This window comes from Streptomyces sp. NPDC059455, assembly GCF_042750115.1.
In the GTDB taxonomy this organism is placed as follows: Bacteria; Actinomycetota; Actinomycetes; order Streptomycetales; family Streptomycetaceae; genus Streptomyces; species Streptomyces endocoffeicus.
The window spans coordinates 78,405-89,690 of record NZ_JBHYVB010000018.1 but is presented as its reverse complement, the minus strand read 5'-3'; the positions used below and the strand labels follow the sequence as shown (position 1 = coordinate 89,690).

The 11,286-nt window shown below is 72.7% G+C and carries 7 protein-coding genes and 1 pseudogene; 5 read left to right on the top strand and 3 right to left on the bottom strand.

Annotated features, from left to right (window positions below):
* Positions 1–544 precede the first annotated feature (544 nt).
* A complete protein-coding gene (locus ACFXB5_RS09240) occupies positions 545–4,231 on the top strand; it encodes a sacsin N-terminal ATP-binding-like domain-containing protein (protein WP_385204427.1) in 3,687 nt (1,228 codons plus the stop codon).
* Positions 4,232–4,317: 86 nt separating this feature from the next.
* Here the strand turns inward: ACFXB5_RS09240 and ACFXB5_RS09235 are convergent, their stop codons facing one another.
* Positions 4,318–5,136 carry an SAM-dependent methyltransferase gene (locus ACFXB5_RS09235; RefSeq protein WP_385204406.1) on the bottom strand — a complete coding sequence of 273 codons (819 nt, stop codon included), beginning with the start codon at positions 5,134–5,136 and terminating at the stop codon, positions 4,318–4,320.
* Positions 5,137–5,496: 360 nt separating this feature from the next.
* Entirely contained in the window at positions 5,497–5,778 is a 282-nt protein-coding gene (locus tag ACFXB5_RS09230) for a DUF2530 domain-containing protein (RefSeq protein ID WP_385204403.1), read from the bottom strand.
* Between the two features lie 257 nt (positions 5,779–6,035).
* Between ACFXB5_RS09230 and ACFXB5_RS09225 the strand changes: the two genes are divergently transcribed.
* From ACFXB5_RS09225 to thpR, 4 genes are all read left to right on the top strand, one after another.
* Positions 6,036–7,505 carry an NCS2 family permease gene (locus ACFXB5_RS09225; protein ID WP_385204400.1) on the top strand — a complete coding sequence of 490 codons (1,470 nt, stop codon included), beginning with the start codon at positions 6,036–6,038 and terminating at the stop codon, positions 7,503–7,505.
* Between the two features lie 294 nt (positions 7,506–7,799).
* Positions 7,800–8,261: a MarR family winged helix-turn-helix transcriptional regulator gene (locus ACFXB5_RS09220; protein ID WP_044573694.1), complete on the top strand. Its 462-nt coding sequence runs from the start codon at positions 7,800–7,802 to the stop codon at positions 8,259–8,261.
* Positions 8,262–8,534: 273 nt separating this feature from the next.
* Positions 8,535–9,872 carry an MFS transporter gene (locus ACFXB5_RS09215; protein WP_385204424.1) on the top strand — a complete coding sequence of 446 codons (1,338 nt, stop codon included), beginning with the start codon at positions 8,535–8,537 and terminating at the stop codon, positions 9,870–9,872.
* A 142-nt stretch (positions 9,873–10,014) separates the two neighbouring features.
* On the top strand, positions 10,015–10,608 hold the full coding sequence (gene thpR, locus ACFXB5_RS09210; RefSeq protein WP_385204397.1) for an RNA 2',3'-cyclic phosphodiesterase: 594 nt from the start codon (positions 10,015–10,017) through the stop codon (positions 10,606–10,608).
* A gap of 245 nt (positions 10,609–10,853) precedes the next feature.
* Here the strand turns inward: thpR and ACFXB5_RS09205 are convergent.
* Positions 10,854–11,243, bottom strand: a pseudogene (locus ACFXB5_RS09205) (aldo/keto reductase); the annotation flags it as partial.
* Positions 11,244–11,286: the final 43 nt, after the last annotated feature.

Sequence of the window (11,286 nt, the reverse complement as noted above, 5' to 3'; positions counted from 1 at the left end):
GGGTCTGGGGCGGAGCCCCAGTTGTGGGAAGGGGCGGGGAGGGGAAAGCAGCCCGCCGCAGGCGTCACGAGCCGTCGGACATCCACTGGGGCAAGCGGTCACGACCGAGGCAAGTGGTCACGACTGGGGCAAGCGGTCACGACGGCACCGGGGCGCCCGCCACAGCGGGGCCCCGGCGGTGGTGGAGGGTGCGCCTCCGCCTGGGTGCCCGAGGCAGGGACCCGGCGGGACGGGGCCCGACGGCCCCAAGATCCCGACGGCCCCAAGATCCCGACGGCCCGCAAGATCCCGACGGCCCGCAAGATCCCGACGGCCCGCAAGATCCCGAAGGGTCCAAGGTGAGGGGGAGAATCCGGTTGTGTGGGGCCCGGGGCGTCGTTTGAGGGCGGATAGCGGTACGTTCGCGGCTAGCAAGGGCGGCACGCTTGGGAACGGCGAGCGCGGTGGGGCGATCCGCACCGCGGGGGACTCGGCGGTGTGGCGCCGTGGCGCAGGACGGACCCCGACCAGGAACTTCCGGAGGCGAGACGTGAGCAGCACGGCGATGGTGCGAGGCGCGACCGAGGACGCGGACCCGTTCGGGACCGCGCGGCTGCGGCGCGGCGTGCTGGACGCCTGGGCCGCGTCGCCCGCCCGGTTCCGGGAGGACGCCAACGCCGAGGAGGACCTGGCGCTGGGCGGCCACCGGGACCGGCTGGTCGTCGAGATGGCCCAGAACGCGGCGGACGCCGCCGCCCGCGCCGGGGTGTCCGGGCGGCTGCGGCTGACCCTGCGGCCGGCCGCCGACGGCGAGCCCGCCGTGCTGGCCGTCGCCAACACCGGGGCGCCGCTGGACGCGGCCGGGGTCGAGTCGCTGTCCACCCTGCGGGCGTCGGCCAAGCGGGACGAGCCGGAGAGCGCGGTCGGGCGGTTCGGCGTCGGCTTCGCGGCGGTGCTCGCGGTGAGTGACGAGCCCGCGGTCGTGGGCCGCACCGGCGGGGTGCGGTGGTCGCTGGCCGAGGCGCGGGAGCTGACCCAGCGGGCCACCGCCGCCAGCCCCGGCCTCGCCGAGGAGCTGCGCCGCCGCGACGGCCACGTACCGCTGCTGCGGCTGCCGCTGCCCGCCGAGGGGAGTGCCCCGGAGGGCTACGACACCGTCGTGGTGCTGCCGCTGCGCGACGGCGCCGCGCTGGACGTGGCGGAGCGGCTGCTGGCCGGGATCGACGACGCGCTGCTGCTGACCCTCCCCGGTCTGGCCGAGGTCGTGGTGGAGACCGTCGAGGGCACCCGGACGCTGCGCCGCCGCCAGGACGGCCCGTACACCGTCGTCGAGGACAGCGGTGCGCGCGGTACGACGCGCTGGCGCACCGAGAGCGCGGGCGGGCGGCTGGAGCCGGAGCTGCTGGCCGACCGTCCGGTGGAGGAGCGGCTGCGCCCGGTGTGGTCGGTGACCTGGGCGGTTCCGGTGGACGCGGAGGGCGCGCCGACGCGGCGCGCGACCGCCCCGGTGGTCCATGCCCCGACGCCGACCGACGAGCCGCTGGGCATGCCCGCGCTGCTGATCGCGTCCTTCCCGTTGGAGCCCACCCGCCGCCACACCGCCCCGGGGCCGCTCACGGACTTCCTGCTGGACCGCGCGGCCGAGGCGTATGCGACGCTGCTGCGCGACTGGCATCCGGTCTCGGTCGGCTCGATCGACCTGGTGCCGGGCCAGCTGGGCCGGGGCGAGCTGGACGGGGAGCTGCGCCAGCGGGTGCTGGAGCGGCTGCCGAGGGTGCCGTTCCTGCCCAGCGCCGCCGCACCGGCGGTGGGCGTGGGCACGGAGGACGTGGCCGTGGCCGAGGCCGCGGCGGGCTGGCTCGGCTCGCCGGAGGCGCTCGGCCCGGACGCCGCCCAGGGCGGCCCCGCCGCGGGGGAGCCGGCTGCCGCCCCGTCCGCGCCCGCCCCGGCCGACTGGGACGACGACGTGCTGGCGCGCGGCGGTGCCGAGGGTGAGCCGTACGCGCTGCGGCCCCGGGACGCCGAGATCGTCGAGGGTGCGGGCGCGGAGACGGTGGAGGTGCTGGCCGAGCTGTTCCCGACGCTGTTGCCCGCGGGTCTCGAGCGCCGGTCGGAGCTGCGGGTGCTGGGCGTGGCCCGGGTGCCGCTGGGCGAGCTCATCGACCGGCTCGCGGGGGTGGAGCGCGCCCCGGCCTGGTGGCGGCGGCTGTACGACTCGCTGGGCGGCATCGACCCGGACCGGCTCAGCGGGCTGCCGGTGCCGCTGGCGGACGGCCGGACGACGATCGGGCCCCGGCAGGTGCTGCTGCCGCTGCCGGGCGAGACCGACGGCGACCTGCACGGTCTGCACGGCTTGGACGGCTTGGACGGCTTGGACGGCTTGGACGGCTTGCACAGCCTGGACAGCATCGGAACCGCCGAGTCCGCCGGAATCGCCGGTTCCGCCTTCACCGCCGAGCCCGCCGAGCCCGCCGAGCCCGCCGAGCCCGCCGAGCCCGCCGAGCCCACCGAGTCCGCCGGAACCGCCGAGCCCGCCGGACCGGCCGAGTCCGCCGGAATCGCCGCCCCCGCCGGAACCGCCGCCCCCGCCGGAACCGTCGGGTCCGCCGCGCCCGCGCGGACCCCCGAGCGCGGCGCCGCGGTCAGCGATACGCATCGCACCCTCGCCCGCCTCGGCCTGAAAGTTGCACATCCGGACGCCGCCCATCCGCTGCTGGAGAAGCTCGGCGCGACCCCCGCCACGCCCCGCGCCGTGCTGACGACCCCGCAGGTTCGGACCGCCGTCGCGCATTCGCTGGAGGCGGAGGACGAGTACGACCTGTTCGCGGAGGAGGGCGAGGGCGGCCTGGGCGCGGCGTTGGACGCCGACACGCTGGCCGACACCGTCCTCGGCCTGGTCCAGCAGGCCCGGCTGGCGCCCGGCGACGAGCCGTGGCTGGCCGCGCTCGCGCTGCCGGACGAGGACGGGGAGCTGGCCCCGGCCGGTGAGCTGGTCCTCCCCGGCAGCGCCTTCGAACAGGTGATGCGGGAGGGCGAACTGGCCGCCTGCGACGCCGAGCTGGCCGAGCGCTGGGGTGAGCAGCCGCTCGCCGCGGTCGGTGTGCTGGCGGGCTTCACGCTGGCCAGGGCCACCGATGTGGTGCTGGACCCGGATGAACTGGAGCCGCGCGAGGGTGACTTCACCGAACCGGACGACGTCGGCGTGCTGGACGCCGTCGACGTGTGGTGCGAGGACGTGCTGGACCGGCTGCCGGAGACGCCGGTGCCGCCGGTGGCCACCGAGATCGTGGCCGTACGCGATCTGGACCTGGTCGACGACGACGCCTGGCCGCGGGCGCTCGCCATGCTCGCCGAGCCGCCGCTGCGCGACGCGCTGACCGCGCCGGTGCGGGTGCTGCTGCCGGACGGCACGACGGAGATCGTGCGCTCGTACACCGCGTGGTGGCTGCGCGGCCATCCGGTGCTGGACGGCCGCCGCCCCGCCGGGCTGCGCGCGGCCGGGGGCGATCCGCTGCTGGCCGGGCTGTACGAGGCGGTGGACGCCGCCGGGTTCGAGGACGAGCAGGTGCTGCGGGCGCTGGGCGTACGGACCTCCGTCGCCGCGCTGCTGGACGAGCCGGGCGGCGCCGCCGAGCTGCTGGCCCGCCTCGCCGACCCGGACCGCGAGGTGACCCCCGCCCAGCTGCACGCCATCTACGGGCAACTGGCCGACCTGGAGCCCGAGCAGGTGACCCTGCCGGACGAGCTGCGCGCCATCGTGGACGGCGAGCCGACCGTGGTCGAGGCGGGCGAGGCGCTGGTCGCGGACGCCCCGGACCTGATGCCGCTGGCCGAGGCGGACGGCCGGCCGCTGCTGCCCGTACGGCCGACGCGGGCGGCGGAACTGGCCGAGCTGTTCCAGGTGCGGCGGCTGAGCGAGGTGTACCCGGCGCGGGTGATCTCACAGGGCGATCCGCACGAGGTGCCCGAGGCGGTCCGCGAACTCCTCCCGGGCGCCCCGCTGTCGTACATCGAGCACGAGGAACTGCTGATCGAGGGTTCGGGCGAGGGCGAGGGCGCGGGCTCGGGCACCGGTGAGATCGAGCTGGACTGGCGGTATGTGGACGGCACACTGCACGCCTCGACGGTCGAGGGCGTCGCGGCCGGTCTGTCCTGGGCCGCCGGGCACTGGGCGCGCCGGTTCGAGGTGGCGGCCCTGCTGGAGGATCTGACCCGTACGGAGGAGCTGGCGCGGGCCCGCTGGTTCGACTGACGGGCGCGTGCGTACGGGGTGTGTGCGCGGGCCTTGCCCCGGGGCAAGGCCCGTTCGCTTGCCCCCGGGTAAGGCCCGTTCCCGGGTCAGGGCTTGCGTGCCACGCCCGCGAAGATCCAAAGCTCCTTGGCCTCCGCCTCGGCTCTGGCCTGCTCGCTCTCGGGCTTCCAGCGGTGCGGCATCACCACGCCCGGATCGACCAGCTCCAGCCCGTCGAAGAACGGAAGGATCTCTTCCTGGGTGCGTCCCTGCACATGGATGCCGCTGCTGCGGTAGAGGTTGGTGACCGCGTCCGAGACCCCGGGGCGGGGGTCGAGCGCGCCGTGCGAGAGCACGAGATAGCTGCCCGAGGCCAAGGGCTCGACCAGTTGGCGCACGATCTCGTACGGCTTCTGCTCATCCGCGATGAAGTGCATGATCGCATTCAGCGACAGGGCGACCGGCTGGGACAGATCGAGGGTGTCGTTCAGATCCTCGGCGGCCAGGATCCCCTCCGGATCGCTGACGTCCGCGTGGATGTAGGCGGTGCGGCCCTCGGGCGTGGAGAGCAACAGGGCCTGCGCGTAGGCCAGCACTATCGGGTCGTTGTCCGCGTAGACGACCCGGGAGTCCGAGGCGGCCTTCTGAGCGACCTGGTGGAGGTTGGGCTCGGTGGGGATGCCGGTGCCGATGTCCAGGAACTGACGTATACCCGCCACGTCCGCGAGCCAGCGGGTCGCGCGGTGCATGAATGACCGGTTGGCACGCGTCCACGGCTTGACTTCGGGCCAGACGGCCTCGACCTGTTCGGCGGCGTGGGTGTCGACCGCGTAGTGGGTCTTGCCGCCCAGGAAGTAGTCGTACATGCGGGCCGAGTGCGGCTTGCTGGTGTCGATCTCATCGGCACGAAAGCGGTTACCGGTCATATCCCTCACATTACTGGTGAGTTGACGACCACAAGACGGTAGTTCCCGAACAAAGTGCCCGTCGTGAGGCTTCCGCAACATTGTGAACGGCCCGTGAAGATCGTACAGTTGGCCCATCCGGCTCCGCCCGCGCGTCCCCGCGGCGGGGCCGTCATCTTTCTGCGCGCATCGCAGACGGGTGAGCGGGTGCGCCATGAGGAGGGGAGCGCGCCCGCGCACCAGGCCAGGGCGCCGGGCCGCCGCTGGGAACGGCGGACGGCCCGGCGCCGCGCCGTCGCGGGTGCCGCCTCGTGTGAGCTAGGGGTGGGCGCGTCAGCCGTTCCGCGCGTCAGCCGTTCCGCGCGTCAGCCGTTCCGCGTGTCAGCCGTTCCGCGCGTCGGCCGTCTGCGCGTCGCCGTTCCGCGAGTCGCGGCGGATCGCCGTCTCCCGGGCCCGTACGTACCAGATGCCGAGCAGTCCGAGGCCGCCGCCGGCCAGGCAGGTCCACAGCCACCACAGATGTCCGTGCTCGTGGAACCAGCCGTAGAAGGGCAGCTGGGCGAGGAAGAGGACGAACCACACGATCGTGCCGCCGGTGATGGTGGCCACGACATTGCCCTCAAGGGGCTCCGGCGCCTCGTGCTTGGGGGTCCACTTCGTCATGGCCACAGCTTAAGGGGGCCGGTCGTGGGCCCGACCGGGGCCGTGCCGAGACCTCGCAGGGAACTCGCAGGGAACTCGCAGGGACCTCGCCGGGAACTCGCGGGGGTCTCGCCGAGGCCTCGCCGGAGCCTCGCCGGGACCGGTTTGGCGATCGGGCCTTGATAGTTTCATACTGAATACTTCTGGGTCTGAGCGGAATGTCTTGTTCGATCGTCCAAAGGGCCCGCTGTTGATGTTCACGCACACTGAGGTCCTTCATGTCCCCCTCGGCCACCGCGCCGGTCGACGCCGCCAGTAAGCAGGCTCCGACTCCCCCCGCCAACGGCATCGACAAGTTCTTCAAGATCAGCGAGCGTGGTTCCTCGATCTCCCGGGAGATCCGGGGCGGACTGGCCACGTTCTTTGCGATGGCCTACATCGTCGTACTGAACCCGATCATCCTCGGGGCCGGTACGGACAAGTTCGGGCATCAGCTCAACAACGGCCAGCTGGTCACCGCCACCGCCCTGATCGCGGGCCTGACCACGCTGCTCATGGGGATCATCGGCAACGTCCCCATCGCGCTGGCCGCGGGCCTCGGCATCAACGCCGTGGTCTCGCTCCAGCTCGCACCCAAGATGAGCTGGCCGGACGCGATGGGCATGGTGGTGCTCGCGGGTCTGGTGCTGATGATCCTCGTCGCCTCGGGGCTGCGGCAGCGGGTGATGGACGCGATCCCGTCCGGGCTGCGGCGGGCGATCGCGATCGGCATCGGGCTCTTCATCGCCCTGATCGGTCTGGTCGACTCCGGCTTCGTCAGCCGTAACCCCGACTCCGCGCACACCACCGTCCCCCTGGGGCTGGGCGTGGCCGGGCGGCTGGAGGGCTGGCCGGTGCTGGTCTTCGTGGCCGGTCTCGCGCTCACCTTCATCCTGATCGTCCGCAAGACGCGCGGCGCGATCCTGATCGGCATCGTGACCATGACCGTGGTCGCGATCGTGATCAACTCCCTGGCCCAGATCCCGGACGCCCAGTGGGGGCTGACCATCCCCTCGGTGCCGGAGAAGGTGGTCGACACCCCGGACTTCGGCCTCATCGGCGATGTCAGCCTCTTCGGCGGCTTCCATGAGGTCGGCCTGCTCACCGGCTGCCTCTTCGTCTTCACCGTGCTGCTCTCCGGCTTCTTCGACGCGATGGGCACGATCATCGGCGTCGGCGAGGAGGCCGGGCTGACCGATGAGCGCGGTCAGCTGCCGGGCATGGGCCGGATCCTGATGATGGACGGCGTCGCGGTGGCGGGCGGCGGCTTCGGCTCGGCCTCGGCCAACACCTGCTTCGTGGAGTCCACGGCGGGCGTCGGGGAAGGGGCGCGCACCGGACTCGCGAACGTGGTGACCGGCGGGCTCTTCCTGCTCGCGCTGGTCTTCACCCCGCTGGCCAAGGTGGTGCCCTCGCAGGCCGCGACCCCCGCGCTGGTGGTCGTCGGCTTCCTGATCATGGCGGCGAACGTCAAGGAGATCGACTGGAGCGATTTCACGATCGCGATCCCGGCCTTCCTGACCATGGTCTCGATGCCGTTCACCTACAGCATCACCAACGGGATCGGGCTGGGTGTGCTCTCGTTCCTGCTGCTGCGCATCGCCACCCGGCGGACCCGGGAGATCCCGTGGCTGCTGGGCGCGGTGGGGCTGTGCTTCCTGGTGTACTTCCTGCTCAACCCGATCGAACAGGCACTCGGCGTGTCCTGAGCCGAGCCTCCTGAGCCGAGCTCGGCCCCGCCTGGGCCGAGTCGTCGTCCCGCCTGTACGCCGTCCCGCCCTGGTGTACGCCGTCCCGCCTGTACGCCGTCACTCCTGCCGCATGAGCGTCCCTCCTGGCGCATGAGCGTTCCGCCCTGAGCGCCCCGGACCCCCGTGGTCCTGGGCGCTCATGCGTGCCGCCACACGTCACTACCCGGAGTTGACTCACTCGTTCGGGTGAAATGGAAATAGGGATGTCACTAGGGTTTTCATTAGACGAGGTAATGAGTTATGCTAAAGACCATGCCGGATCTGTCCCGTCCCCAGCACCAGGCGGAGGCGCCCCCCGATGACGCGGCCGCCGTGAGTGCCCTGCGGTCCGGAGTGATGCGTCTGTCGCGGCGGCTCAAGCACCAGCGCGTGGACGAATCGCTCAGCCCGACCGAGATGGCGGTCCTGGGCACGCTGGCCCAGTGCGGCTCCGCCACCCCCGGCGAGCTGGCCCGCAAGGAGCACGTCCAGCCGCCGTCGATGACCCGCATCGTGGCGCTGCTGGAGGCCAAGGGACTGGTCAGACTCGAGCCGCATCCGGAGGACCGGCGGCAGAAAGTCGTCTCGCCGACCGAGCGGGCAGAGGCCATGCTCGAAGAGAGCCGACGCAAGCGCAACGCCTGGCTGGCCGAGCTGGTCGGGGAGCTGACCGAGGACGAGTGGGATGTGCTGCGCGCCGCCGCGCCCGTGCTGGAGAAGCTCGCGCATATGTAAGAACGACCCGAGACAGCCAGGAGGCGAACGCACTTGAGTACGGGACCCGGAGCAGACTCCGCACCCGCACCGAAGAACCCCGCAAACCCCGGAATCCCGGGACCTCCCGGAACCTCCGGACCCCCCGGAAACCCGGGAACCTCTGGAAACCCGGGACCCCCCGGAAACCCGGGAACCTCTGGAAACCCGGGACCCCCCGGAAACCCGGGACCCCCCGGAAACCCGGGAACCTCTGGAACCCCCGGACCCACCGGAACCCCCGGAAACCCGGGAATCTCCGTATCCGACCCCGCGCCCGCCGTCACCGCGGGACGCACCCGGGGCGGGACCTTCCGTTCGCTGAGAATCCGCAACTACCGCCTGTTCGCGACCGGTGCCGTGATCTCCAACACCGGCACCTGGATGTCGCGGATCGCCCAGGACTGGCTGGTCCTGAGTATCACCGGCTCCTCCACCGCGGTCGGCATCACCACCGCGCTGCAGTTCCTGCCCATGCTGCTCTTCGGCCTCTACGGCGGGGTCCTCGCGGACCGATGTCCCCGGCGCCGGCTGCTGCTCTTCACCCAGACCGCGCTGGGGCTGTGCGGGCTCGCCCTCGCCACCCTCACCCTCAGCGGCCATGTGCAGGTCTGGCACGTCTATCTGATCGCCTTCCTGCTCGGCATGGTCACCGTCGTCGACAACCCGACCCGCCAGGTCTTCGTCAACGAGATGGTCGGCCCCAAGGACCTGCGGAACGCGGTCAGCCTCAACTCCGCGAACTTCCAGTCCGCCCGGCTGATCGGCCCGGCGGTCGCCGGTGTGCTGATCACCGCCGTGGGCAGCGGCTGGGCCTTCCTGATCAACGGAGTCTCCTTCGTCGCCCCGATCATCGGGCTGCTGCTGATGCGCACCAGCGAGCTGCACAAGGTCGAGCGGGCGCCGCGCGGCAAGGGGCAGCTGCGGGAGGGGCTCCGCTATGTGGCCGGGAACCCCGATCTGATCTGGCCGATCGTGCTCGTCGGCTTCATCGGCACCTTCGGCTTCAACTTCCCGATCTGGCTGAGCGCCTTCGCCGACGATGTCTTCCACGCCGGGCCGGGTACATACGGCCTGCTCAACACCCTGATCGCGATCGGCTCGGTGACGGGCGCGCTGCTCGCCGCCCGGCGGGTGGTGGCCCGGCGGCGACTGCTGGTCGGGGCCGCGCTGATGTTCGGCGTGCTGGAGATGGTCGCGGCGGCCACCCCGTACTTCTGGCTCTTCGCGGCGCTCATGGTGCCGATCGGGATCTTCAGCCTGACGTTCAACGTGACCGCGAACTCCAGCGTCCAGCTCGCGACGGATCCCGCGATGCGGGGCCGGGTGATGAGCCTGTTCATGATGGTCTTCGTCGGCGGTACGCCGATCGGCGGCCCGCTGGTGGGCTGGCTCACCGACACCTGCGGCGCCCGCATCGGCTTCGCCGCGGGCGGCCTGATCTCGGCGGCCGCCGCGGCCGGGGTGGGGCTGATCCTGGTCCGGGCCGGTGGCCTGCGGCTGAAGCTGGATCTGCGCCGCGGCCACCCGCATGTGATCTTCATGCCGCGTACGCCTGAGACGGAGGAGAAGCCGCTGGCCGCCACGGTCTGAACGGCCCCTTTGGCTTTGCCGGGGCTCCGCTGGCCTTGCCGGGCTCCGCCCCGGACCCCGCTCCTCAAACTCCCCCAGCTACCGCTGGGAGGTGCCCCCTGGAGGGGCTGAGTTGCCACCCCCGGTGCGGGAGACTGGGCGGATGAGACTCTTCGCCGCCGTGTTGCCGCCGGAGGCGGCCGTCGCCGAGCTGGCCGCGCGGGTCAAGGCGCTCCGGGCGCTGCCGGGGGCGGACGGGCTGCGCTGGACCGAGCGGGAGGGCTGGCACTTCACGCTCGCCTTCTTCGGCGAGGTGGCCGAGGAGGTACTGCCCGAGCTGCACACCCGGCTGGCCCGCGCCGCCCATCGGCACCACCCCCATGAGCTGCGGCTCGCGGGCGGCGGCCGGTTCGACGACCGGGTGGTGTGGGTGGGCGTGGACGGCGACAGCGAGGCCCTGCGGCGGCTGGCCGACTCCGCCGAGGCGGGGGGCCGACGGGCCGGGGTCCCGATGGACCGGCACCGCCCGTACCACCCGCATCTGACCATCGCCCGCGCCCGCTCCGCGCGTCATGGCTCCCCGCGCCACGGCTCCGCCACCAGCCTCGCGCCGTACGTCGACGGGCTCACGGACTTCGCGGGCCGGGAGTGGACCGTGGGCGAGCTCAACCTGGTGCGCAGCCATCCACCGGCCCCGGGCGTCCCCGGGCAGCAGCCGCGCTACGAGGTGGTGGCGGCCTGGCCGCTGGGGCACTGAGCGGTCCGGCTAATCTCGAGGTGTGGACCCCAAGACCAGAAACATGATCATGAGCGGCGCGCTGGTGCTGATTCTCGTCGTCGTCGCCGCGGCTGCCGCCCTCGGAGGCTGAACGCGAGGGGGGCGTGGACCGCCGCGCGGCCCACGCCCCCTCCTGGCTCTCGCCCTCGGCCACCAGACGCCTCCGGGCTACCAGATGCCTCCGGGCCACCAGATGCCTCCGGACCCCCGTAGGAGCCTCTCGGCTACCAGGCGAACGCCTCCGGGGACGGCCCCGGACCCGGGAAGATCCCGTCCAGCTCCGCCAGCACCTCCTCGCCCAGTTTCAGCTCCGACGCCCGCACCGCCGACGCCAGCTGCTCGGCCGTGCGCGGACCCACGATCGGACCGGTGACCCCGGGCCGGGTGAGCAGCCAGGCCAGGGCCGCCTCGCCGGGCTCGATGCCGTGCTTGGCCAGCAGGTCCTCGTACCGCTGGATCTGATCGCGCACCGTCGCGTTCTTCAGCGCGTCGGCACTGCGCCCGGACGTGCTGCGCGAACCGCCGCCCTCGCGCTCCTTGCGGAGCGCGCCGCCGAGCAGCCCGCCCTTGATCCGGGCACACGCGGTTGTTCCCACCCCACAACCCCTCGCGGCGCGGCGGAACGCCCAACCCGCGCCGCGCGCCGGCACGCGTTAC